At 61.5% G+C, this 23,810-nt stretch carries 23 protein-coding genes and 3 tRNA genes; 10 read left to right on the plus strand and 16 right to left on the minus strand.

The window, feature by feature from the left end:
• Window positions 1–883, minus strand: an 883-nt coding sequence (locus tag B7L71_RS05165) for a 5'-3' exonuclease H3TH domain-containing protein (protein ID WP_283160400.1), incomplete at its 3' end; no start/stop codon positions are given.
• Between the two features lie 173 nt (window positions 884–1,056).
• Here B7L71_RS05165 and B7L71_RS05170 point away from each other — a divergent pair.
• Window positions 1,057–2,013 carry a homoserine kinase gene (locus B7L71_RS05170; protein WP_081136394.1) on the plus strand — a complete coding sequence of 319 codons (957 nt, stop codon included), beginning with the start codon at window positions 1,057–1,059 and terminating at the stop codon, window positions 2,011–2,013.
• Window positions 2,014–2,021: 8 nt separating this feature from the next.
• The gene (gene speA / locus B7L71_RS05175; RefSeq protein WP_446497373.1) at window positions 2,022–3,932 is read left to right on the plus strand and encodes a biosynthetic arginine decarboxylase; all 1,911 of its coding nucleotides are present in this window, start codon (window positions 2,022–2,024) and stop codon (window positions 3,930–3,932) included.
• A 149-nt stretch (window positions 3,933–4,081) separates the two neighbouring features.
• On the opposite strand, the gene B7L71_RS05180 is transcribed toward speA, so the two are convergent.
• From B7L71_RS05180 to B7L71_RS05190, 3 genes are all read right to left on the minus strand, one after another.
• Window positions 4,082–4,747 carry a fumarylacetoacetate hydrolase family protein gene (locus B7L71_RS05180; RefSeq protein ID WP_081136398.1) on the minus strand — a complete coding sequence of 222 codons (666 nt, stop codon included), beginning with the start codon at window positions 4,745–4,747 and terminating at the stop codon, window positions 4,082–4,084.
• 139 nt (window positions 4,748–4,886) lie between these two features.
• Window positions 4,887–5,867, minus strand: coding sequence for an ectoine hydroxylase (thpD, locus tag B7L71_RS05185; RefSeq protein ID WP_081136400.1), 981 nt, complete (start codon window positions 5,865–5,867; stop codon window positions 4,887–4,889).
• 287 nt (window positions 5,868–6,154) lie between these two features.
• Window positions 6,155–6,808: a Crp/Fnr family transcriptional regulator gene (locus B7L71_RS05190; RefSeq protein ID WP_249273177.1), complete on the minus strand. Its 654-nt coding sequence runs from the start codon at window positions 6,806–6,808 to the stop codon at window positions 6,155–6,157.
• Window positions 6,809–7,562: 754 nt separating this feature from the next.
• Here B7L71_RS05190 and B7L71_RS05195 point away from each other — a divergent pair.
• The gene (locus tag B7L71_RS05195) at window positions 7,563–8,336 is read left to right on the plus strand and encodes an inositol monophosphatase family protein (RefSeq protein ID WP_446497369.1); all 774 of its coding nucleotides are present in this window, start codon (window positions 7,563–7,565) and stop codon (window positions 8,334–8,336) included.
• Between the two features lie 170 nt (window positions 8,337–8,506).
• On the opposite strand, the gene B7L71_RS05200 is transcribed toward B7L71_RS05195, so the two are convergent.
• The 7 genes from B7L71_RS05200 to B7L71_RS05230 all read right to left on the minus strand — a co-directional run bounded on the left by B7L71_RS05200 (window position 8,507) and on the right by B7L71_RS05230 (window position 13,296).
• Window positions 8,507–8,582: transfer RNA gene (locus B7L71_RS05200), tRNA-Thr, on the minus strand.
• A gap of 72 nt (window positions 8,583–8,654) precedes the next feature.
• Window positions 8,655–8,729 (minus strand) — tRNA-Gln (locus B7L71_RS05205).
• Window positions 8,730–8,735: 6 nt separating this feature from the next.
• Window positions 8,736–8,811 (minus strand) — tRNA-Phe (locus tag B7L71_RS05210).
• 154 nt (window positions 8,812–8,965) lie between these two features.
• Entirely contained in the window at window positions 8,966–9,241 is a 276-nt protein-coding gene (locus B7L71_RS05215) for an oxidative damage protection protein (RefSeq protein WP_016916068.1), read from the minus strand.
• 44 nt (window positions 9,242–9,285) lie between these two features.
• Window positions 9,286–10,383: an A/G-specific adenine glycosylase gene (gene mutY, locus B7L71_RS05220; RefSeq protein ID WP_081136404.1), complete on the minus strand. Its 1,098-nt coding sequence runs from the start codon at window positions 10,381–10,383 to the stop codon at window positions 9,286–9,288.
• 97 nt (window positions 10,384–10,480) lie between these two features.
• Window positions 10,481–12,814 carry an AsmA family protein gene (locus B7L71_RS05225; protein ID WP_081136406.1) on the minus strand — a complete coding sequence of 778 codons (2,334 nt, stop codon included), beginning with the start codon at window positions 12,812–12,814 and terminating at the stop codon, window positions 10,481–10,483.
• Window positions 12,814–13,296 carry an acetyl-CoA sensor PanZ family protein gene (locus B7L71_RS05230; protein ID WP_026001972.1) on the minus strand — a complete coding sequence of 161 codons (483 nt, stop codon included), beginning with the start codon at window positions 13,294–13,296 and terminating at the stop codon, window positions 12,814–12,816. The genes B7L71_RS05225 and B7L71_RS05230 overlap by 1 nt, the downstream gene beginning before the upstream one ends.
• 173 nt (window positions 13,297–13,469) lie before the next feature.
• Between B7L71_RS05230 and hisB the strand changes: the two genes are divergently transcribed.
• Genes hisB through B7L71_RS05255 form a run of 5 tightly spaced genes read left to right on the plus strand, consistent with a single transcriptional unit; the run spans window position 13,470 to window position 16,801 of the window.
• Entirely contained in the window at window positions 13,470–14,063 is a 594-nt protein-coding gene (gene hisB / locus B7L71_RS05235) for an imidazoleglycerol-phosphate dehydratase HisB (protein WP_081136408.1), read from the plus strand.
• Window positions 14,064–14,115: 52 nt separating this feature from the next.
• A complete protein-coding gene (gene hisH / locus B7L71_RS05240; RefSeq protein WP_016916063.1) occupies window positions 14,116–14,757 on the plus strand; it encodes an imidazole glycerol phosphate synthase subunit HisH in 642 nt (213 codons plus the stop codon).
• A gap of 11 nt (window positions 14,758–14,768) precedes the next feature.
• Window positions 14,769–15,515, plus strand: a complete 747-nt coding sequence (gene hisA / locus B7L71_RS05245; RefSeq protein ID WP_081136410.1) for a 1-(5-phosphoribosyl)-5-[(5-phosphoribosylamino)methylideneamino]imidazole-4-carboxamide isomerase — start codon at window positions 14,769–14,771, stop codon at window positions 15,513–15,515.
• The gene (gene hisF / locus B7L71_RS05250; protein WP_081136412.1) at window positions 15,512–16,285 is read left to right on the plus strand and encodes an imidazole glycerol phosphate synthase subunit HisF; all 774 of its coding nucleotides are present in this window, start codon (window positions 15,512–15,514) and stop codon (window positions 16,283–16,285) included. The genes hisA and hisF overlap by 4 nt, the downstream gene beginning before the upstream one ends.
• A gap of 9 nt (window positions 16,286–16,294) precedes the next feature.
• Window positions 16,295–16,801, plus strand: coding sequence for a hypothetical protein (locus B7L71_RS05255; protein ID WP_081136414.1), 507 nt, complete (start codon window positions 16,295–16,297; stop codon window positions 16,799–16,801).
• 29 nt (window positions 16,802–16,830) lie between these two features.
• Here the strand turns inward: B7L71_RS05255 and B7L71_RS05260 are convergent, their stop codons facing one another.
• Window positions 16,831–17,433, minus strand: coding sequence for a YjaG family protein (locus tag B7L71_RS05260; protein ID WP_039182743.1), 603 nt, complete (start codon window positions 17,431–17,433; stop codon window positions 16,831–16,833).
• Between the two features lie 142 nt (window positions 17,434–17,575).
• Between B7L71_RS05260 and B7L71_RS05265 the strand changes: the two genes are divergently transcribed.
• Window positions 17,576–18,268, plus strand: a complete 693-nt coding sequence (locus B7L71_RS05265) for a type 1 glutamine amidotransferase (RefSeq protein ID WP_081136416.1) — start codon at window positions 17,576–17,578, stop codon at window positions 18,266–18,268.
• A 16-nt stretch (window positions 18,269–18,284) separates the two neighbouring features.
• Here the strand turns inward: B7L71_RS05265 and mnmH are convergent, their stop codons facing one another.
• The 4 genes from mnmH to B7L71_RS05285 all read right to left on the minus strand — a co-directional run bounded on the left by mnmH (window position 18,285) and on the right by B7L71_RS05285 (window position 22,464).
• Window positions 18,285–19,373, minus strand: coding sequence for a tRNA 2-selenouridine(34) synthase MnmH (gene mnmH / locus B7L71_RS05270; RefSeq protein ID WP_081136418.1), 1,089 nt, complete (start codon window positions 19,371–19,373; stop codon window positions 18,285–18,287).
• Window positions 19,370–20,407 (minus strand): selenide, water dikinase SelD, encoded by a 1,038-nt coding sequence (selD, locus tag B7L71_RS05275; RefSeq protein WP_081136420.1) that lies wholly within the window; start codon window positions 20,405–20,407, stop codon window positions 19,370–19,372. The genes mnmH and selD overlap by 4 nt, the downstream gene beginning before the upstream one ends.
• Before the next feature lie 58 nt (window positions 20,408–20,465).
• Window positions 20,466–21,839: a DNA repair protein RadA gene (gene radA / locus B7L71_RS05280; RefSeq protein WP_026001971.1), complete on the minus strand. Its 1,374-nt coding sequence runs from the start codon at window positions 21,837–21,839 to the stop codon at window positions 20,466–20,468.
• A 175-nt stretch (window positions 21,840–22,014) separates the two neighbouring features.
• On the minus strand, window positions 22,015–22,464 hold the full coding sequence (locus B7L71_RS05285; protein ID WP_026001970.1) for a copper resistance protein NlpE N-terminal domain-containing protein: 450 nt from the start codon (window positions 22,462–22,464) through the stop codon (window positions 22,015–22,017).
• Between the two features lie 191 nt (window positions 22,465–22,655).
• Between B7L71_RS05285 and hisC the strand changes: the two genes are divergently transcribed.
• Window positions 22,656–23,717 (plus strand): histidinol-phosphate transaminase, encoded by a 1,062-nt coding sequence (hisC, locus tag B7L71_RS05290; protein ID WP_016916055.1) that lies wholly within the window; start codon window positions 22,656–22,658, stop codon window positions 23,715–23,717.
• Window positions 23,718–23,810: the final 93 nt, after the last annotated feature.

A 23,810-nucleotide genomic window follows, 5' to 3' on the forward strand; every position in this document is an offset into this window, starting at 1 on the left:
CGTCCTTGCCCTCCAGCAGCTCCGCCAGCCACTGCTTGAACTCCATCTCCTTGTAGAGCGCCACCAGCGCTTCCCTATCCGGGTGAGCGATCTCCAGGTCGTCCAGCCCTACGGGCAGGTCGCAATCGACCTTGATGGTGGCCAGTTGATAGGAGAGAAACGCCTGTTCGCGGTGCTCTTCCAGTTTTTTGGGGAGCGTCTTGGCTCCTCGAAAGCCCAGCGTGGTGACCCGTTCCAGGTCGCCATAGATGGTCTCCAGCCCGCCCCCCATGCCTTGCAGCAGGCCAATGGCGGTTTTTTCTCCTACGCCGGGCACGCCAGGAATGTTGTCCACCTTGTCACCCATCAGCGCGAGGAAGTCGATGATCAGCGCGGGCGGCAGCCCAAATTTCTCCTCGACGCCAGCCTCATCCAGGGTCTCTTCCTTCATGGTATTGACCAGCGTGATATGGCGGTTCACCAGCTGGGCCATGTCCTTGTCGCCGGTGGAGATCACCGCGTCGCGCCCGGCCTGGGTGGCGTGATGCGCCAGCGTGCCGATGACATCGTCGGCTTCGACGCCTTCGATGCACAGCAGCGGCAGCCCCAGCGCTTTCACGCAGGCGTGTAGCGGTTCGATCTGGCTACGCAGGTCATCGGGCATCGGCGGGCGGTGGGACTTGTAATCGCTGTACATGTCGTCGCGAAACGTCTTGCCTGGCGCATCGAAGACCACCGCCATGGGGCTATCGGGGTAGTCCTTGATCAGCCGCTTGAGCATGTTCAGCACGCCTTTCACGGCGCCCGTGGGCTGGCCGTTGGAGTTCGTCAGCGGCGGCAGCGCGTGGAACGCACGGTAAAGGTACGAAGAGCCATCAACTAGCACGATAGGGGCACGGGCCATAACCAGATTCCATAGTCAGCAGAACAGTAAGAGCGTCTATTCTTCAATGATACGCGTTCGGCGGCGCGGCTGCAGAAAAGCACTGCGAAAGCGCCCCTTCACCGTTCACAGCGCTGCCAACTGACGCGCCAAGCCGCTACAATGACCGGCTTAGCAACCTGGGCGAGATTCTCATGGCTGTATTTACTCCGCTGAGCGACGCACAGGTCGCCGCGTTTCTGGAAAAATTCGATGTTGGCAGCCTGGTGTCCCTTCAGGGCGTGGCAGGCGGCACGGAAAACTCGACGTTTTTCGTGACCACCGAGCGCCGCGAGATGGTGCTCACGCTGTTCGAACAAGGCGAGCACGAAGAGCTGCCGTTCTTCGTCGAGCTGCTGGACTACCTGGATGAACACGGCCTACCCGTACCGGGCACCATTCATGACCGCGAAGGGGTGGCGCTGCACAGCCTGGCGGGCAAACCGGCCCTGCTGTTCCCGCGCTTGCCCGGCAAGCACCCCACTGCCCCCAACCTGGTCCAGTGCCAGGCGCTGGGCAGCGCGCTGGGGCGTATGCACAAGGTCTCGCAGCATTTTCCGGGGCATCGTCCTAACCCCCGCGATCTGTACTGGCTGCGCGCCGTGCATCACAAGGTGCTGACCTACATCAGCCCCGACGACCAGACCCTGATGAAAAACGAGGTCGATGATTTCGAGACCGCGTTCAGCCAGTATGGTGCGCTGCCCCAGGGGGCGCTGCACGGTGACCTGTTCCGTGACAACACCCTGTATGAAGGCGACCAGTTGGGCGGCATCATCGACTTCTACAATGGCTGCACCGGCGACCTGCTGTTCGACCTGGCCATCGTCATCAACGACTGGGCCTCCAACGAGGACGGCAGCCTGAACGCCGAGCGCTATCAGGCGATTTTAAGCGCCTACCAGGCACGCCGCCCACTGACCGACACCGAGCGGGCCCTGTGGCCCACCATGCTGCGCTTGACGGCGTTGCGCTACTGGCTGTCGCGCCTGCTGGTGGTATATGTGGACCCGCCTGCCCATGACCTTACCCCCCACGACCCCGAGCGTTTCCGCGTGATCCTCAAGGCACGCATCGCGCTGGGGGCACTCCCTATCCCGGAGGCTTCCTGATGAGTGACATGGCCGCAACCAGCAGCCCCGCCGTACGCGCCCGTCGTACCTGGAACATGGACCAGTGGGGCAGCGGTTACTTCGATGTCGATGACCACGGCCAGGCGCTGGTGCGCCCCCTGGGCAGCGATGCCGAAGGCCCTGCCCTGCCGATCAGCGCGCTGGTTCGCCAGCTGCAGCAGGCCGGCCTGCGCTTACCGGTGCTGGTACGCTTCAGCGACATTCTTCACGACCGCGTCGAGCAGCTGTGTGGCGCCTTCGACGCCGCCATGCAGGATGTGGCCTATGAAGGCGGCTACACGGCAGTGTACCCGATCAAGGTCAACCAGCAGCGCCGCGTGGTCGAAGAGATTCTGGCCACCTCGGAGCGTGGCAACGGTCGCGTGGGGCTGGAAGCGGGCAGCAAGCCCGAGCTGCTGGCCGTCCTGGCGCTCTCCGACGGCGGTTCGTCGCTGATCGTCTGCAACGGCTATAAAGACCGTGAATACGTGCGTCTGGCGCTGTTGGGCGAGAAGCTGGGCCACCGCGTCTATCTGGTGGTGGAAAAACTCTCCGAGCTGGATCTGATTCTGGAAGAAGCTCGGGAGCTGGACGTGACGCCGCGCATCGGCCTGCGCGCGCGCCTGGCCTCGGTAGGCAAGGGCAAGTGGCAGAACACCGGTGGCGAAAAGTCCAAGTTTGGCCTCACCGCCAGCCAGATCCTGGAAGTGGTGGACACCCTGCGCGCCCAGGACGCCCTGGCCAGCCTGCAGCTGGTGCACTTCCACCTGGGCTCCCAGATCGCCAACATCCGCGACATCCAGCGCGGCCTGCGCGAATGTGCGCGCTTCTACCAGAACCTGATGGCGCTGGGCGCCCTCATCGACACCGTGGACGTGGGTGGCGGCCTGGGGATCGACTACGAAGGCACCCGCTCGCGCAGCTACTGCTCGGCCAACTACTCCATGCAGGAGTACGCGCGCAACGTGGTCAGCGCCTTCGCTCAGCTGTGCCAGGAAGCCGACTTGCCACAGCCGCACCTGATCAGTGAATCCGGCCGCTCGTTGACCGCTCACCATGCGGTGCTGATCACCAACGTGATCGGTGAAGAGCGTATCGACCACACGCCGCCGGTGCGCAGCGTCACCGACGACCCCCAGGTGGATGAGCTGTGGCGCGTGCTGGACCAGCTGGCCGAACACCAGGAGCCCAGGGTGCTGGTCGAAGCCTGGCACGACCTGCTGCAAGCCGTCAGCGAGCTTCAGGATCGTTTCGTGCTGGGCTTGAGCAGCATCAGCGCCCGCGCCGAAGGCGAACGCCTCTACATGGCTGCCTGCGCGCGCCTGCGGGGCAAGCTCGATACCCGCAACCGTGCCCACCGGGAAATCATGGACGAGCTGGCCGAGAAACTGGCCGACAAGCTGTTCGTCAATTTCTCGCTGTTCCAGTCGGTGCCGGATGTCTGGGGGATCGAGCAGATCTTCCCAGTACTGCCACTCAGCGGGCTAGACAAGGCGCCCACTCGCCGCGCGGTGATTCAGGACATCACCTGTGACTCCGACGGCCGCATTGACAGCTACGTGGACGGCCAGGGCGTCGAGAGCACGCTACCGCTGCCGGAATGGGCCAACGATGACGAGCGCTGGCTGGGCTTTTTCCTGGTGGGTGCCTACCAGGAGATTCTCGGCGACCTGCACAACCTGTTCGGCGATACCGACTCGGTGGATGCCGCGCTGGGCGCCGACGGCGAGTGGGTACTCTCCAACCCCCAGGCAGGCGACACCGTGGCGGACGTGCTGGCCTACGTCAATTTCGATGCCCGCGTCCTGAAGCAGAAGCTGACCGAACAACTGGTGACCAGCGGCTTCTCGGCCGAAGAGCAGGCGCATTTTGCCGCCAGCCTGACCGAAGGGCTGGAAGGCTACACTTATCTGGAATAGCGATCTGGATTAGTGCTCTGAAGTAGTCCTCTGGCGTAACGCCCAGGAGCAAGGGGGCAGGAGCCCCCTTCTCGCCTGACATTTCAGCATAAAAAAGCCCCCGCTGCCCAGGGCAGCGGGGGCTTTTGACGCTCAGCCGATGGGGTCGTTTATTCGACCACGCTGGTGTTGATCTCCAGCCCGCCGGTGAGCGTGAAGCGCAGTGATGCGCCGCGAGTCAGCTCACCCACACCAGCAGGCGTGCCGGTCAGGATGACATCGCCGGGCTCCAGGGTGAAATGACGGCTCATTTCCGCGACCAGCGTCGGGATCGCAAAGATCATGTCCGAGCCTTCGCCGTGCTGGCGCTCCTCGCCGTCGATTTCCAGCGTGAAGGTCAGCGCGTTCCAGTTGGGCACGCGGCTCAACGGCAGGAACGGGGACAGCGGGCAAGCCCCATCAAAGGCCTTGGCGATTTCCCAAGGATGGCCTTTCTCTTTCAACGTGGTTTGCACATCGCGCAGCGTCAAATCCATCGCCAGGCCGATCCCGGCAATGGCACGCTCCGCTTCATCCTGAGTGGCGTGGGTCAGGGTTTCCCCTACCAGCAGCGCCAGCTCGACTTCATAATGCACTTCACCGCGTGAAAACGGCGGGTCCAGCGGCTTGGTCAAATCCACCACGCTGGTGGCCGGCTTGATGAACAGCAGCGGTTCACTGGGAACCGGGTTGTCCAGTTCCTTCGCGTGGTCGGCGTAGTTGCGGCCTACACACACGACTTTGCCCAGCGCGTGGGGAAACTCCTGGCCATCGGTAAACTGTGGAACAAAACGCATGGCGGGTATTCTCCTTCTCATTATGCGTGCCGCATTCGCAACGACAGGCGCACTAGTCTACCCCACCCTTGCGCTTGTTCCACAACCTTCCCGCTGCTTTTCTTGCACCCTGGCTTATGTTCCCAAAGCACGTAAACGTTTAAACGCCCGGCTGCCAAGGCTGGTCAGGCCCATGGGCCAGAAACGCTGGGCGCTGTTTGGGGGCGGCAAACGGCGCACCGCAGCGGTTGTCCGGCCGATTGAACACGAAAAAGACATTGCTGCGCGGGTCCGGCGACAGGTTCGCATTGGAAGCGTGCAGGGTGTTGCAATCGAACAGCAGCAAGCCCCCTGCTCGCCCCTTCGGCGCTTCGATGCCGTACTGGTCGACCATATGACGCAGTGCCTCCGGGCTGGGCACCCCGACCTCCTGGGCTTTCAACGAGCTTTTGTGGTTGTCCTCGGGTGTTTCACCAAGGCAGGGCACGAACGCTTTGTGCGACCCTGGAATCAGCATCAACGGGCCGTTGAACTCGTGGTTATCGGTGAGAATCAGCGACGCACTGACCGCATGCATGTTGGGCATACCGTCTTCGGCGTGCCAGGTCTCGAAATCCGAGTGCCAGTTGAACCCCTTGCCTGCAAAGCCGGGCTTGTAGTTGATGCGCGACTGATGCACGTAAGGGTCGTCACCGATGATCTGACGTGCCGCCCCTGCCAGCCGCTCGTCGTTGGCCAGCGCCCCCAGACGGGAAGAGAGATGGTGCACGGCGAACAGCGAACGAATCTCCTGGCTTTCCGGCTCGGTGATGCTGAACTCCCGCTCGCGGTAAGCATCATTGCTCATCAACGACTCGATTTCATCGCGAAGCGCATCCAGCTCGTCGCCATGGATCAGGTCTGGAATAAACAGATAGCCCTTGCGCTCGAACTCATCCAGCTGCGCCTGGCTAAGCGGCCCCGGCAGCGCACGCCCTTTGACCACGTCGTCACGGCGTGCCTGGGTCAATGATGCCGGCGCAGTGGCCAGCCGAGTAGGATAGAGGTCCACTCGCGTATTGCTGGCAGAAGGGGTATCTGCCATGTCGCTGTACTGCTTGTGGGCCGTCAGGTTTTTGAGAGGTGTATTGCCGACTGTCATCTAATCCACTCCTTGTATGATTAAATTTCAGTTAAAACGTGTCTCATTCAGAAACACAGTGCAGGGAGAAGCCTAGCCCAGGCATGACGGCTTGCAACCCTTGGGAACCCCGCGCATAACGTGCGTTATGACATTTTTTTCATGCTCATGGACACCCCGTTGAGGCCCACCGCAGCAACCACCCTGCGCACAGCGCACTACGGGCGAATTTCAATGTTTGATAAACATCGGCCCAAAAAAAGCGCCGCTCGAGGTAAGCGGCGCTGGTGGCGGGCGAGGGACGTGCGCTAACCCAGGCATATATGGCCGTAGATGAAATCCCGGTCGAAGCCCGTATTACGCGCCATCTCTTCCGGCTGCAGCAACTTGATGCTGCTACACGTCTTGCGGATCAGCTTCTTCTGCTCCAACGCGGTCATGCAGCGGCTGACGTGCACGCTGGTCATGCCCAGAAGCTCTCCTACGATGTCCTGGGTCACCGGAAAGGAGAATACGTTGCTGTTCAGCAGGCCTTTGAAATTGAATCGCGCATAGACTTCCAACAAGAAGTGCGCCACTCGCTCTTCTGACCGATGATGCGTACAACTTCGCAAACGCTCGATGGTAATATTGTCGTTGACCATGACATACGAGGTAATGGCCTTGCGAATTTCGTCGTTGGTTTTAAACAACGCATGCAAATCATCTACCGATACTTTTTCCAACTTGCAATGTGTCAGCGAGAGAATCACGATATCGTGACTTTCAAAAAAGCTTTCTCGCATTCCGATAATATCGCCCGGCATGAAGACGTTACAAATATCTTGCCCACGTGTAGAAGTGGCATGGGATAGACTTGCCCAGCCCTCTTTCACCACGAAGATATCGGCACGCCCCTCGCATAGCGAAAAGACTTTCTGGTTTCTCTTCAGCTCGACAGGTTTTTGTCGAACGTTGGTCAAGGCCTCGGTGACTCTGCCCCCAGCTCACCGTACAGCCCCAACACTTCACCAATACTTATACAACCACCCTCGGCCCCCAGGGGGCCCGGCAAACCATTGCGACTTCTATCTTCCACTAGATTATACTCTTCTGCAGTAACCTTATTCATCTCTACACTCCTTTGTAGTTAGACAAATGCTATACTCACCCGGAATTATTTATAATTTCTATACACTAAAAGGAAGATAACGCGACAAAAATATAGACAACTATAAACATACAAACAAGAAACTTTCATAGTTTGCGCTATCAAATACCCAAAAACCCAAAACTATTAACATTTGTTAAAAACATTACAAAAACTCAAGAAAACTAACAGTATGAAAACAACTCCCAATACAAACAGGCTGTCGCCATCACGATGATAAAGCTTAAAAAAACTGGCTAATAAAAAACCAAACCCCCTCTCCCCACTCCTTTCAACCCTTTACCCAAACATATACCCGCCTCTCAAACAGCCATTTAAAGCAGAAGGCCCAACTCTCCCAAGTTAACAAAAAATCAATTCCATAAGGCATTAAAGCAACCGACCAACTAGCAAAACAACAAAAGACAAGAAGCGAAGCAACTTCAATAAATCGCTTTAATGCAGAGAAAGGAGCTTTCGATGTCACACTATTGCCACATAGCCCTCTTAAGGTTAACAGTGATATATGTTACCCAAAACCCCGTACCAGGAGCGCCGCCATGAGCCATACAGCTCAGCCAGACCTGATGCATACGCTGCAAGAAGCAGCCCGGCTGGCTGGAAAAATTCTCACTGAGGGGTATCACAAAGCGGGGGGTATCGACTTCGAACGCAAGGGAAGCTCGGACTTCGTCACCCATTACGATCAGGCAGCTGAACACGCCATTATCGATACCATTCAGCGTGCGCATCCAGAGGTGGGATTTCTTGGCGAGGAAACGGGCGTTACGCCGTCTCGCAGTAGCGACCTTACCGTCATCATCGACCCGCTCGACGGCACTAATAACTTCCTGCACCGGGTGCCTCATTTTTCGGTTTCTATCGCGGTGCGCCAAGGCGCAACGCTCACGCAGGGTCTGGTCTATCATCCCTTACTGGACGAAATGCTCTGGGCCGTGCGAGGCCAAGGAGCCTACCAAGGGTCAAGACGATTACCCATCTTATCGGCCCGCCCCCTCAACGAGATGCTGGTTGGCACTTGCTTGCCTTACCATCATAAAGGCGACTGTATGACGAGCCAACGCCAGCTCTCGGCGCTGATGCCCCATGTGGCAGGCATTCGCAGCCCCGGCTCTGCGGCATTGGAAATTGCCTATGCCGGCATGGGCAGGTTTGACGCCTTCTGGTCTCAAGGTGCGGAGCTAGAGCTTTGGGATATTGCAGCGGGTATTGTCATCGCACGTGAGGCTGGGTGCCAGGTTAGCGACCTTGCTGGCCACGATGCCCCCACCGAGTGGAACAGCTTGCTGATCGCCCACCCCGAACGACATGGCATACTCAGGAGCCTGCTCAATGAGTGACTGGGTTCAAAATATTTGGAGGAGCTTTCCCGGTAAGAGTGTGCCAAAGATATCGCTAAAATTGGCTGGCGATGAGCAAGCAGCAATCCCATACGAGACACATACGAAAAAGCCGCCCCGAAGGGCGGCTTGATCTTGTTCTCTAACGCTTTGCTTTAAACCACTTTTAGTGGTGCCGACACCAGGAGTCGAACCCGGGACCTACTGATTACAAGTCAGTTGCTCTACCAACTGAGCTATGTCGGCGCGTCGCGTTTTCTTGAGAATTTGATTGAGTTGCCGTTAAGCTAGCCAATCAACAAGAAATCTTGTTGGCAATGGCTGGGGTACCAGGATTCGAACCTGGGAATGCCGATACCAAAAACCGGTGCCTTACCACTTGGCGATACCCCAACGTTGTGGTGGCCAGAGACGGAATCGAACCGCCGACACGGGGATTTTCAATCCCCTGCTCTACCAACTGAGCTATCTGGCCCTTGCCAACGGTGCGTATTAAACCAAAAGCTTCTGTTTTCGTCAACACCTTTGTGAAACTTTCTTTCTCGTCACATGCTTAGGGCACATTGGGCCGCGTGAGCCACGGCCACGCCTGCGCCCTTTGCGGGTAACGGCGGAGCCCTGGCGGGGGCTTATGCCTGGCTGGGGGGCACGTACCCTTCGGCCTGGTCGGTGGCTTCGTTGTCCAGGAAGCGTTCCATCTGCTCCATCAGGTAGGCGCGTGCTTCGGGGTCGAGCATGTTCAAGTGCTTTTCATTGATCAGGCGGGTTTGCAGGGCCTGCCACTCTTGCCAGGCGGGCTGTGACACCGTGGCCTGTATTTCCTGGCCCTGCTTGCCGGGCAGCGGCGGGAAAGGTAGCGCGGGCAGCTCTTTTTGGTACTTGCGGCAAAAAACGGTGTTGCTCATGGAATAGCTCCTGGGCGGATGCCTAATGAAAATCGTGCCAGTCGTCAGCGCGCTGGGCCCGGTGCCGGGTCGAGGTCAAACGGCGCCAGCTGGCTCAGCAGCGATTTGACGGGTGCCGCCAAGCCTAACGCAGGTGGCTGGTGAACGTCATACCATAGGCCATTTTCGCGCACTCCGGCGAGCCGTTCACAGCTCACTGGCTGCGGAGTGATCAAAAGCTTGAAGTGGCTGAAGGTATGCGTAAAGGCGGGCAGCGGCGCCAGGCGCCGGGCGGCGACGACATTATCCTCCAGCCAGTGGTTCAGCTCGCCGTGGCGCTCAAACTGCGGCAGGCTCCAGAGCCCGCCCCACAGGCCGCTGGGCGGGCGTTGTTCCAGCCACACGCGCCCCTGGGGGTCCTGCAGCATCAGCATGAGGGTTTCACGGGTGGGGGTAACTTTTTTGGGCTTCGATTCCGGGAAGCGCTGCGGCTCGCCCTGGGCGCAGGCGCGGCAGACGTCGTTGAACGGGCAGATGGGGCATTCGGGCTTGCTGCGTTTGCACAGCGTGGCGCCAAAATCCATCACCGCCTGGGTGTAGTCGGCCAACCGCGTGGTGGGGGTGAAGTACTCGGCCAGTGCCCACAGTGCGCGCTCTACCGCAGGCTGGCCGGGCCAGCCCGCCACGGCGTGCAGCCGTGTCAGCGAACGCTTGACGTTGCCATCCAGAATGGCGGCCTGCTGGCCGGTGCTTTGGGCAATGATCGCCCCGGCAGTGGAACGGCCGATGCCGGGCAGCGTCATCAGCATATCGACGCTCTGGGTGGGCAGCTCGCCGCCATGCTCGGCCAGCGCCAGCTGGGCCGCCTTGTGCAGGTTGCGCGCGCGGGCGTAGTAGCCCAGCCCTGTCCAGAGGTGCAGCACTTCATCCTGAGGGGCGCAGGCCAGGGCCTCCAGCGTGGGGAAGCGCTCCATGAAACGTTCGAAGTAAGGGATTACCGTGGCCACCTGGGTTTGCTGCAGCATGATTTCCGACACCCAGACGCGGTAGGCGCTGCGGGGTGACTGCCAGGGCAGGTCGTGGCGGCCATACTGGTCGAACCAGCGCAGTAGACGGTGTTGAAACTCATCGGCCGCCAGGCACGGCGTAGGCATCTCGGCCATGGTCACTCCTGAAGTGCTTGCCATGAAAAAAGCGCCGGCGGTAAGGCCGGCGCATGCAGGGGGCGGTGCCTCCTTCTCTAATAAGAAGGCAGGCGTATCAATTGAACAGGCGGCGAATACCTTCGCGCAGCTCCTGGCCCGCGCCCTCGCCCAGGCGTTCGTCGATGCGCTCGATGGTGGTGCCCAGGCGCTCTTCGAGCTCTTCTTCCAGACGGCCGCCCGCTTCAGTGCGCAGCAGATCCACCACGCTGGCCTGGAACGCGGTGCGATCGAAGCGGCACCATTCGGCTTTATCATCCCCCAGGCGGCCTTCACAGCGGATGGGCAGCGGCAGCTGCTCCAGGCGCGGGTTCACCTGGCAGGCGGCGTCGGCGGTATCGACCAGCCGCGCACTGGCCAGCGTCATGAAGTCCCGAGAGGTCAGGTTGAGTTCGCCTTCGCCTTGCACTTCGATACCCGGCAGGGTGATCGACAAGTCATCGCTGTGCACGACGCCGTTGCGTACCAGGAACGTAGCGTCGAAGCGCTCGAAGCGCGTATCGGGATGCCACTCTCGGGTGGTGCCCTGGCCTTCCAACAGCGCCGCCAGCTCGCACATCTCACGGGAGATATTGGTACGCAGGATAGCGCCTTCGTTCAGCTGGGCATCCAGCTCGCCGTTGAGGTTGCTGAGCAGCACCTGACGGCTGTTGCCTTGGGTCGTCAAGCTGCCTTCCAGATTGAAGCGGCCGCGCAGCGGGGCCTCTTCGTCACTGAAGGTTTCGATCAACGGGGCCACTTGCACATTGCTGATGCGCGGCGCGAATTGCCAGGTCATCACGCTGTCGGTGGCGTCCAGCGCGCCGGTGGCATTGAGTTCGCCGCCATAGAAACGCGATTCGAAGCCGGTCAGGCGATGGTTGCCCTCGTCACCGCGCAGCGCCAGCTGGGTGTCGTTGAAGGTCATGCCCGCCAGCTGCAGCTCGCCGACGCTGAGGTCACCCTGCAGGGTCAGGCCGCTGAGCCACTCCTGGGGCAGCAGGGCTTCTTCGGTCTGGGCAAAGGCGCTGCGCAGCAGGCCTCGGCTGGCTTGCTCGGGGGCGGCAGGCCGCGGCAGGTAGTGGTCCAGGTTGAGCTGGTCACCGTCCAGATTGAAGCTCAATTGGCTGCCATCCAGAGCAGCACGCACGTCGCCGGTAAAGGTGCTGTCATCGATGACCAACGAGAGGCGTGGCAAGGCGATGCGCGAGAGATCACCTTCGACCGGGCTGGTCAGGGCCACGTCGCTCAGCGCCGCTTCGCTGGTGGTATTGAGCGTTGCGCCAGTGCGCGAGATCCAGGGCCGCAGGGTAAAGGGGGCTGCGGTGAGCTGGCCACTGTACTGGGGCGCTTCCAGCAGCTGTTCGAGGTTGAGGTGGCCGCTGACCCGCAGGCCATCCGGCCCGGTCAGTTGCAGGTCCTTCAACTGGGCAGTCTGAGCGGCCAGGTCGCCTTCCAGGCCGAACGCCAGTGAAAGGGCCAGGCTTCCCTGCCAGTTGTCGGCATGGCGCAGGCCGGCATCCAGTACGCCTTGGCGAATGCTGAGCTGCTGCTCGCCCATACGCGCCACGATTTCAGCCGCTTTCAGGCTGAACTGCTGGGGCTCGCTGTTGGCGCCTGGGCGGGTTTGCGTGGTGAGCTGGGTATTCTCCAGGGTGATCTGCTCATCCTGCAGGCCAAGGCGCAGGCGAGTTTCCAGGTTGACCTCACTGGTCATGTCCGGCGTGCGCTCCAGCACTTCGGCATCCAGGCGGTTGTGCCGGGAGAGCGTGAACATAGCCTTGAGCGGGAAGGAGCGCACCGGGTTGACGTTGGTGCCCGAAATATTCAGCGGCTGTACCCGCCACAGGGCCTGGCTCTGTTCGTCGCGGTAGCGAATATCCGCCCCTTTGACTTCCACGCTGGCGATGTTCAGCACCACCGAGAGGTTGCCTGCATCGGCATTGGGGCCTGCGCTTGCCGGTGCCAGCACGGTTTCGGCGGACTCGTTGCTGTGTTCGGAGAGGCGCTCCAGCAGCGGCTCCCAATTGCCCTCGCCTTCGGCGTTTTTCACCAGGTTCAGGCGCATGCCGTCGAGCGTCAGGCCATCCACGGCGATTTCACCCCGTAGCAGCGGCGCGAAGGCCACGCTCACCTCGGCCCGGTTGATCGCCGCGAAAGCAGACTCGTCCACCGACTGTTCGGGCAGCCAGGCACGGGCCTGCTCGACGCTGACACCGATACGCGGGTAGAACGACCAGCTGATCGGGCCTTCCAGCGCCAGATTGAGCCCTGTCTGCTCTTCCACCACGGCGGTCAGCCGAGGCTTGAAGTCTTCCGGGTCCAGAAAGGTGGTGACGTAGACCACGGCAGCGACGGCGGCAATGGCAAGAATGCCGATGGCCGCCAGTAAAATACGGAGTAGCTGTTTCATTAACCTTTCCCTTGGGGGTCTAGCTCTACAAAATCACTGGTGGCCGGGAGGCCCGGTTCCGTTGGCTCGGCATCGGCGATAGGCCGATAGCCCAATTTGGATAGCAGCACGCGGTCGGCCAGCGGCAGCGTGGTGGTGGCAATACGCAGTACACGGCCCTCTTCCTTGGCCTGCTCGCCCATCAGCGCCATCAGCCGTGAGCCCACGCCCCGCCGCCGCGTGGTCTTGCGCACGCACAGCTCGGATAGCCACCAGGCGCGGTCATCGCCCTCCTGCACCGCCACGGCTCCCAGCAGGCGGTCGTTGAACAGGGCGCAGGCAAACACGTGCTGCCCTTGTAAATGCTGCTCTATGAAGGGTAAAACCCTGGTGGTCGGCATGCGCTCTTGCGGTGCGTCTTCATAGATACGCACGAGGTCGATACGCACTTGCTCATCGGCGTCCCATCGGGCCTGGTCGACGTATTGCAGTGTCACCGGCATGGTGAAATCCTCGTTGCCAATGCAGCCAGGCTGCTGTTTGAGCGCCGCAATGGGCGGCGACATTTCACGCATTGTAGCGGATGGGGGGGCCGATTCTCTATAATGCTTGTTTTGGCCGCAGCCGCCGCCCGCCGATTATTCCTCAGAGTGCGCCTCGGCGCAGGAGATGCAACATGTCAGCGCGTATTGCCACGGTTAGCCGTGACACCAACGAAACGCAGATCACGGTCAGCGTCAACCTTGATGGTGAAGGCCATCTTCGCTGCCACACGGGCGTTCCGTTTTTGGACCATATGCTTGACCAGGTGGCTCGGCACGGAATGGTCGACCTCGATATCGACGCCAAGGGCGACCTGCATATCGACGACCATCACACCGTCGAAGACCTGGGCATCACCCTGGGCCAAGCCTTTCATGAGGCGATTGGCGACAAGCGCGGCATTTACCGTTACGGCCACGCCTACGTGCCGCTGGACGAAGCGCTCTCACGGGTGGTCATCGATTTCTCCGGGCGTCCCGGCCTCTTCATGAACGTGGAATTTACCCGCGATACCATCGGCAGCATGGACACCCAGCTGTTCTGGGAATTCTTCCAGGGCTTCGTGAACCATGCGCGGGTGACGCTGCACATCGACAACATCAAGGGCTTCAACGCCCACCATCAGGCAGAAACCATCTTCAAGGCCTTTGGCCGCGCCCTGCGCATGGCCGTGTCGGAAGACCCCCGCATGGCCGGGCAGATGCCCTCCACCAAAGGGTGCCTGTAATGCCTAACGCAGCGATCAGCCATCGCTCGATGACCTCGACAAGGAGCGCTTCATGACCATTGCCGTGATTGATTATGGAATGGGCAACCTGCACTCGGTCGCCAAGGCGCTCGAACACGTCACCCATGAGAACGTGATCATTACCCGTGATCCCCGGCGCATTCTGGGCGCGACCCGCGTGGTGCTACCTGGCCAGGGGGCCATCCGCGACTGCGTGGGCGAGTTGGAGCGTACCGAGCTGCGCGGGCTGGTGGAGGAGATTCTGACCCGCCAGGCCAAGCCGCTGCTGGGTATCTGCGTGGGTCAGCAAATGCTGATGGAGCGCAGCGAAGAGAATGGCGGCGTGGACTGCCTGGGCTTCTTCCAGGGCAGCGTCGACCGCTTCCCGGCGGATATGCGCGATGCCCAGGAGCAGCGTTTGAAAGTGCCGCACATGGGCTGGAACCTGGTCGCCCAGCATCATGACCACCCGCTGTGGGCCGGCATCGATGACCGCGAACACTTCTATTTCGTGCACAGCTACTACGTGAATGCCGCCGACGATGCCCAGGTATTCGGCACGACGGACTACGGTCGCGTCAGCGCCCACGTGGCGATTGGCCGCGATGCCACCTTCGCGGTGCAGTTTCACCCGGAAAAAAGCTCCCGCGCAGGCCTTCGCCTGCTGGAAAATTTTGTCACCTGGACGCCCTGAGAGGTTTCACTATGTTGGTAATTCCCGCGATTGATCTCAAAGACGGCCAGTGTGTGCGCTTGAAGCAGGGCCGCATGGACGAAGCCACTTCCTACGGCGACGACCCGGTGGCCATGGCCGCGCGCTGGGTAGACGCCGGTGCGCGTCGCTTGCATCTGGTGGACCTGAACGGCGCTTTCGAAGGCAAACCGGTCAATGGCGACGCGGTGACGGCCATTGCCCGCGCCTACCCGAACCTGCCCATTCAGATCGGCGGTGGCATCCGCTCGGCGGACACCATCGAGCACTACCTGAACGCCGGGGTCTCTTACGTGATCATCGGTACCAAGGCGGTCAAGGAGCCGGAATTCGTCGGTGAAATGTGCCGCGCCTTCCCGGGCCACATCATCGTGGGCCTGGATGCCAAGGATGGCTTCGTGGCCACCGACGGCTGGGCTGAGGTATCCACCGTGAAGGCCACCGAGCTTGCCAAGCGCTTCGCCAACGATGGCGTCTCCAGCATCGTCTACACCGACATCGCCCGCGATGGCATGATGCAGGGCGTGAACGTGGAAGCCACCGCGGCGTTGGCCCGCGAAGGCGGCCTGCCGGTGATCGCCTCGGGCGGCGTCACCAACCTGGATGACATTCGCGCGCTGTGCGACGTGGCCGACAGCGGCATTCTGGGGGCGATTACCGGACGCGCCATCTACGAAGGCAGCCTGGATGTCGCCGAGGCCCAGCGCCTGAGCGACGAGCTGAGCGGAGGCCGTGCATGAGCCTGGCCAAGCGCATTATTCCCTGCCTGGACGTCGATGCCGGGCGCGTGGTGAAGGGCGTGAACTTCGTCGGCATCCGCGATGCCGGTGACCCGGTGGAGATCGCCCAGCGCTACAACCAGCAAGGCGCCGACGAAATCACCTTCCTCGACATCACCGCCAGCCACGAAGACCGCGCCACCACCGTGGACATGGTCGAGCGGATCGCTGGCGAGGTGTTCATCCCGCTGACCGTGGGGGGCGGCATTCGCACCTGCGACGATATTCGCACCATGCTCAACGCGGGTGCCGACAAGGTGTCGATCAACACCGCCGCCGTGACCAACCCGGAGTTCGTGCGGGAAGCCGCCGACCGGTTTGGCAGCCAGTGCATCGTGGTGGCCATCGACGCCAAGAAGGTTTCTCAGGAGGGCGAACCCGACCGCTGGGAAATCTTCACCCACGGGGGGCGCCGCCCGACAGGCCTGGATGCCGTCGAGTGGGCCAGGAAAATGGTCGAGTTCGGCGCAGGCGAGCTACTGCTGACCAGCATGGACCGCGACGGCACCAAAATCGGGTTCGACCTGGGCGTGACCCACGCCATTTCCGAGGCCGTCAGCGTGCCGGTGATTGCCTCGGGCGGCGTCGGCAACCTGGACCATCTGGTGGACGGCGTATTGAAAGGCGGTGCGGATGCGGTATTGGCCGCCAGCATTTTCCATTTTGGCGAGCACACGATTCCCGAGGCCAAGCGTTACATGGCCGAACGTGGCATCGAGATGCGCCTTTAGGAGAGTGACATGCCCCGTGCCTGCACCTGGTTAGGTGGCCTGGCAATGCTTTGGCTGAGCGCATCTGCCGCGGCCTTTTCTATGCCTGACTGGCCACCGGCCTTCGAACTGGACCACACGCTGGTGCAAACCAGCCTGTTGACTCGACACTTCAGCCCCGACCCGGAGCACACCAACCAGCAGGATCTGGTGAGTGTCGAGTTGCACAACCCTGACCGCTGGCTGGCGGGTGCCGCCTGGTTCAAGAACTCCTTCGACCAGCCCACCTGGTACTTCTACGCTGGGCGGGAGTTTCCGCTGGGGCAGCTGGGCGACAACATCAACGTGCGCGCCAAACTCACCGGCGGGCTGCTGCGGGGCTACAAGGATGAGTTCCGCGACAAGATTCCCTTCAACCGCTACGAAATCGCCCCCGCCCTTCTGCCCAGCGTGGGCATTCAATGGGGGCGCGTCGAGTCGGACCTGATCGTGTTCGGCACAGCGGGCATGATGATCACGGCGGGCGTCCGTTTTTAAAGCCGTTCGTTCGCAAGACCCAAGGGCGGCTACTCGTCGCCCTCTTCCAGCGAAAGCCCCAGGTTGCTGATGCCGTTGTTGCGCCCCAGTAGGCGAATCTCTTTTAGCGCCGCTTTGGTGAGCGGCTCGCTGACGGCTTCCAGCACCGCATCCTGAAAGTCGTTTTCATCAGCCATCAGCGGGTGGTCGCGGATGATCAGCGCCAGCGCCTGTGCATCCACCTCTCCCTCGGTCAGCTCGATGAATGCCCGCACTCCTGCCCGGGAAGTGCGGCTCACGTCCAGCACCGCTTCCGGCGACTCACCTTGCAAGGTATCCAGCAGCGCCGAGATCGAGACCACTGCGTCCAGCGCGCGGCGCGCCCCGAAACTGTCATCGTTGGCCGGTGGCTCGCACTCCGCCAGCTTTTCCGCCTGACGGGCAAAGTCGATACTGGCATTGGGCACGCTCAAGCGCTCCCACACCAGACTCAGCACGGTACGCAGGGTATGCCCATCACCGTGGCCTGTGGTTTGCTCGTAGAGGGCGTAGTTGGGTAGCAGCCGCTCGCACAAGGCCGCCATGAAGGCTTGCTGGGCGGGCAGCGGCAGCAGTTGCAGACGCTGATAGAATCCTGTGGGTTTTGCCACCATGCTGATGTCCTGGGTCACTGTGTTGATGAAGAGGATATTGATGAAACGGTATTGGTGAAGTGGACGCGATACGTTATCGTCCCACACTCGCGGCGGGCAAGCTCCGCCGCGCTTGATGTGTGCGGCCGGCGAGGAGATTACCATGCATATTCATCTGCTACAGCACGGCCCTGACCATGGACCCGCTCGCCTGCAAGACTGGCTGGAGAGCATGGGCCATAGTTACACCGTTTTTCATCTATACGCAGGGGAACTGACCCCGCGCCCTGGCGAGTGCGACGCGCTCATCGTGCTGAGCGGCCCCGACGCGCTGTTCAGCGCCCCGCCTGCCTGGCAAAAGGCAGAGCGCAAGCTCATCCACCGCTACCTCGATGGCCAAAAACCCGTCATGGGCATTGGCCTAGGGGCGCTATGGATCGCTGAAGCCCTGGGCGCCGTCATCGCCCCCGGCACCTACCCCGAAACGGGCTGGCACCCTGTCACCCTGGCGCCAGAGAGCACCTTTGACCTGCCCGAGCAGTTCGATGCCTTCATGTGGCATCGCCTAGTATTTAGCCTGCCTGACGGCGCGCTGCCCCTGGGCGGCAGTGCGGCGGCGCCGCTCCAAGGGTTCAGTTGGGATGCTGGTCGCGTGGTGGCGCTGTTATGCCATCTCGAAATGACCCAGGCCAGCGCGGCTTCCTTGCTGAATGCCGAGGCGCTCCCCACGGCCAGGAGCCCTTCCGCCGGGCGCTTCCTGCAAACCGGCGAGCAGATACAGGCAGACCCCAAGCGCTTTCAGCGTCTGGCGCCGCTGCTGGACCGGGTCATGACCCAGTGGCTCAAAAGCCTCTGATGCGTATCGGCCGCCGCTAGGCACTCCACTGCCGAGCGGCGGCCAGGCAGCTTTCCCAGTCCCCCACGTGCAGCTCGGGCGGCCGGTGGCTCTGCTGTTTCTCCAGGTGGTAACGATAGAGCGGGTCGTAATACTCGGTGAGCAGCGGGGCCAGCCACGCCTCGTGAGCCTGGACGTCGCCCGCCTCGTGGGCACGAAACGCCATGGCCTGCAGCCGCTGCAAGCGCTGTAGCCGTGCATGCCCCAGCCGCTTGGCCAGCCGTTCCAGGGCGCTTGCGAGCTGTCGCTGCATGCGCTGACGCCCCTCATCGGGGCCAAAGCGGGCCGTATAGCCTCTCTCCAGCGCTTCGATATAGTCCCGGCGCAGCTGGTCCAACCGCCAGTCCAGCGGCATTTCAATGCGGATGCGCGGCGCTTGTTGCAGTGCCTGCCATAGCGGCAGCGGGATATTGGCATTGCCGATCTGCCGTGACTCGTCCTCCATCACCAGCTTGCCTGGCTGGCCAATCAGCCGCTGGGCCAGCGCATGCTCAAAATCGATCTGCGTGGCGGGCTCCTCCGGCTGACGCCCAAACGCGGACCCCTTGTGTTGGGCGCACGCCTCCAGGTCGATGCCATTGGGCAACTGGTTGATCAACGGCGTCTTGGCGCAGCCCGTCAGGCCAGACACCACCAGCAGCGGCTGGTGGGCGGCCTCGTCGATGCGCTGGCAGAGCTTGTGCCGCAGGGCTTTCCAGCCACCTTCGATGCGGGGCTGCAGCAGGCCCGCCTCGGCCAGCCACTGCTGACTGATTTGGGAGCGCAATCCGCCACGGTAGCAGTAGATCAGTGCATCCGGATAACGCGCCAGGTGAGCCTGCCAGGCCAGCACTCGGGACTGCTTCACCGCACCGCTGACCAGCCGTTCACCCAGCGCAATCGCCGCCTGCTGGCCCTGCTGTTTATAGGCAATGCCAACCTGGCGGCGCTCTTCATCGTCCATCAGCGGCAGGTTCACCGCTCCCGGCAGGCTGCCCTGGGCGAACTCCACCGGCGCACGCACATCGATCAAGGGCGTATTACGCGCCACCAGCTCCAAAGAAGCAGGCAGCGTGGGCAGCGTCATCCGACCACCTGGATCACGGCGTTGCCCTTGGCAGGCTGCATCTCGCCAAACGGTTCCAGCGTGACGCCGTGCTCGCGACCAATGCGCTCCACGTCGTCCTGCCAGGCGGGATCGACACTCAGCAGCAGCCCTCCCGAGGTTTGCGGGTCGCATAGCCACTGCCAGTGGGCTTCGTCCATGGCGGGCAGGGCGCTGCCCAGCGCCTGCTGATTGCGCTGGGTGCCACCGGGAACGGCTCCCTGGCGGCGGTAGCCTTCGGCCTCGGCCAGGCGCGGCAAGCGGCGAAAGTCCACGTGGGCCTTCACGCCACTGGCGCTGCACATTTCCGCCAGATGACCTGCCAACCCAAAGCCGGTCACGTCGGTCATGGCATTCACTCCTTTGACACCGGCCAACGCGACGCCAATGGTGTTGGGCTTGAGCATGGTTTCACGGGCAAGCCCCTGGTGCCCTGCTTCCAGCAGGCCGCGCTTTTCAGCGGTGGTCAACAGCCCCACGCCCAGCGGCTTGGTGAGATACAGCAGGTCACCGGGCTTGGCCTGGCTATTGAGCTTTAGCTGGTCAAGTGACACCAAGCCATTGACGGCCAGGCCAAAGATCGGCTCTGGAGCATCGATGGAGTGCCCGCCCGCCAGCGCAATGCCCAATTCGCGGCATACCGCCTGCGCTCCGGCCACGACGTCTCCGGCTATTTCGGGCGCGAGCTTGTCGAGTGGCCAGCCCAGAATGCCCAGCGCCATCACTGGCGTGCCACCCATGGCGTAGACATCACTGATGGCGTTGGTGGCCGCAATGCGTCCAAAATCGAAGGGGTCATCGACGATGGGCATGAAGAAATCGGTGGTGGCAACCATGCCCCGCCCATCGCCCAGGTCGTACACCGCGGCATCTTCACGCCCCTGGTTGCCCACGATCAGGCGCTGATGCCCCGCCGCGGGGCCCGCCTTGGCCAGAATGCCGTCCAGCACGTCTGGGGCAATCTTGCAGCCGCAGCCTGCTCCATGGCTGTACTGGGTCAATCGAATCGAACTCATGGTGACTCTCCTTTGCTGTGCTCGGGGCTGGCGTTTCTGCTATCCAGCATAGTCCATGTCACAACGCCTCAAGGGCATCGCTAAGCTTGTCGACCGGGATGACCTCCATACCCTTGGGCGACTGCTTTGGCGCATTGGCGCGCGGCACGATGGCGCGCAAGAAGCCATGCTTGGCTGCCTCGGTAATACGTTCCTGCCCGCTTGGCACGGGGCGAATCTCGCCGGAAAGCCCCACTTCGCCAAACACGACCAGCTCCTTGGGCAGCGCACGGTTTTGCAGGCTCGACACTACCGCCAGCAGCACCGCCAGGTCAGCACTGGTTTCCAGCACCTTGACCCCGCCCACCACGTTCAAGAACACGTCCTGGTCACCGGTGAACAGCCCACCATGCCGGTTCAATACCGCCAGCAGCATGGCCAGGCGGTTCTGATCGACCCCAACGGCGACCCGGCGCGGGTTCCCCAGGGCTGACTCATCGACCAGAGCCTGCACTTCCACCAGTATCGGCCGCGTGCCTTCCCATACCACCATCACAAGGCTGCCGGGAGCCTGCTCTTCCTGGCGCGACAGGAAAATGGCACTGGGGTTTTTCACTTCCTTCAAGCCCTGCTCCAGCATGGCGAACACGCCCAGCTCATTCACCGCGCCGAAGCGGTTCTTCTGGCCACGCAGGGTGCGAAAACGCGAGTCCGCCCCGCCCTCCAGCAGCAGCGAGGCATCGATCATGTGCTCGAGCACCTTGGGGCCTGCCAGGGTGCCATCCTTGGTGACATGCCCCACCAGCAGCAGGACGGTGTTCGTCTGCTTGGCAAAACGGGTCAGCGCTGCGGCAGACTCGCGCACCTGCGCCACGCCACCGGGCGCCGAGCTGATATCCTCCAGGTGCATGGTCTGAATAGAGTCGATGACCAGAATCTCGGGCTTTTCACGCTCGGCAACGGCCAGAATGGTCTCGACGCTGGTTTCCGCCAACATTTTCAAGCCGTTGGTGGGAAGTTGCAGGCGATGCGCTCGCATGGCGACCTGGGAAAGCGATTCCTCGCCGGTCACATAGAGGATGCGGCGTTGCTGAGCAAGCTTGCAGGCCGTTTGCAGTAGCAGCGTCGACTTGCCTGCCCCAGGGTTCCCACCCAGCAGCACGGCCGAGCCCGGTACCAGACCGCCTCCCAATACACGGTCGAACTCGGCAAAGGTGGAGGTCAACCGTGGCACTTCGCTGAGGTCGACGTTACTGAGGTCCACGACTTCCTTCGAGAGGTTGCCTGCATAGCCAGCGCGTCCGGTCGCCGTCGTTCCGCTGCCAGGCCGCGCACTGGTCAACCGGATCTCACTGAGCGTATTCCACTCCTGACAGCTGGTGCACTGCCCCTGCCACTTGCGATACTCGGCACCACACTCGGTACACACAAAGGCGCTCTTTGCTTTTGCCACCGCTAGCCGCTCCTGTCTCGCATGACTGTACTTGCCACTGTTGTTACAACGGTTGTTGCAACAGTTGTTGCGACGGTCGTTACGACGGTTGTAACGACCGTCATTGCTACTGTTTCACCACCGCCAGACATACAAAAGGCGGCCAATGGCCGCCTTGATGCGATGCGCTCAGCGATTACTGGCGACGCAGTTGCAGCATCTCGCCGTTTTCAAAGCGACGACGCTCCGGGTCGATCAGCTCGAGCGTACGCTCGTCGATCCGCTGGAAGTAGTAGATCTGGCCGTCACCGTCCGGTGTCAGTTCGTAGACCGTCGCGTCGGGGTCGGCAGGCGTACCCGTCAGCACTTCCCAGTTACCGGCGTAGTTTTCATCGGGCGGTGTCTGGGGGTGGTTGCGGTAAGTCGCATTCAAGGTAAAGGTACGCTCTTCCGGAGCGGCCATTTCTTCACCCTGCATGGTCACATCCAGGTCAATGCCGTCACAGTTACGGCAGGGCAGAGTACCCTGATAGTTAGCCTGTGAGGCGCTCATGCCTGCGTCGTCGCGCTGATCCGTCGGGCCAGCTGCGCAGCCCGCCAGCAGTGCCAACATAGCCGAACCGGCTAGCAAACTCCTGAATTGCATTGCGTGTCTCCTTATGGTGTTGGACATACATTTCTTTCGCGCGCTTATGACAGCATAACCGCTACAAGGTGCGACGCCCACCCCTTCACAGGAGAAGTATGGGCCGAATCGCGGCCAATGGGAATGCTTGCGCTCTTGCGGCCATCAGGCGACCATGGGGATATTCACATCCGCACAATCAGGTTACCCCCATGAGCCAATACTGGAGCCCTGCCGTCAGGGATCTTACCCCGTATATTCCCGGCGAGCAGCCCCGCGAGCGCGTGATCAAGCTCAACACCAACGAGAACCCCTACCCCCCGGCCCCTGGTGTCAGCCAGGCGCTGGCCCAATACCCTACCGATCATTTACGACTCTACCCCGACCCTACCTCTCTGGCGCTGCGTGAAACCCTGGCCAGCCGCTACGGCGTCAGCGTCGCGGAAACCTTCGTGGGCAACGGCTCCGATGAAGTCCTGGCCTTCGCATTTCAGGCGTTTTTTTGCCAAGGGGCACCTCTCGATGTACCCAGCATCACCTACAGCTTCTACCCAGTGTATGCCAATCTTTACGGCGTAGAGCTGCGCAAGCATCCCTTGAATGCCCAGTGGGAAGTGGATATGGATGCGTTGGCCAGCGCGAGTGAGCGAAGCGGCGTTATCTTTGCCAACCCCAACGCCCCCACGGGCCATGCTCACCCGCTGGAAGCTATCGAGGCGCTTCTGCAGAAAGTCACCGACCGCGTGGTGCTAGTGGATGAGGCGTACGTGGATTTCGGCGCTGACAGCGCCGTGTCGCTGATTAGCCGCTACCCGAACCTGCTGGTCACGGGCACGTTCTCCAAGTCACGTAGCCTGGCAGGATTGAGGCTGGGCTATGCGATTGGCTCCAGCGAGCTGATCGAAGGCCTTCAGCGGGTCAAGGACTCCTTCAACTCTTACCCCGTAGATAGCCTGGCCAGCCTGGTGGGCATCGAAGCCCTGAAGGATACCGAACACTTCGACGCATGCCGCAATAACGTGATCGCCACCCGGGAGCGCACCCGCCAGCGCTTGGAGCGGCTTGGATTCGAGGTATTGCCTTCCAAGGCCAACTTCCTGTTCGCCCAGCACCCTCACCATGAAGGCGCCCAGCTCTTCGCTGGCCTGCGTGAGCGCGGCATTCTGGTCAGGCACTTCAACACCGAGGCGCTGAACAACTTTCTGCGCATTACCATCGGCACGGACGACGAAATGGACAGCTTTATCGAAGCCATGGAAACGCTCTGCGCCTGACGATGCTCACACCCAGCCTTTGGCTGGGTGTTTCGACATATGCAATGCACAGCAAAAAGCCCCGAACACAATGTGTTCGGGGCTTTCTACGAT

It is taken from the genome of Halomonas sp. BC2 (assembly GCF_002078115.1).
In the GTDB taxonomy this organism is placed as follows: domain Bacteria; phylum Pseudomonadota; class Gammaproteobacteria; order Pseudomonadales; family Halomonadaceae; genus Vreelandella; species Vreelandella stevensii.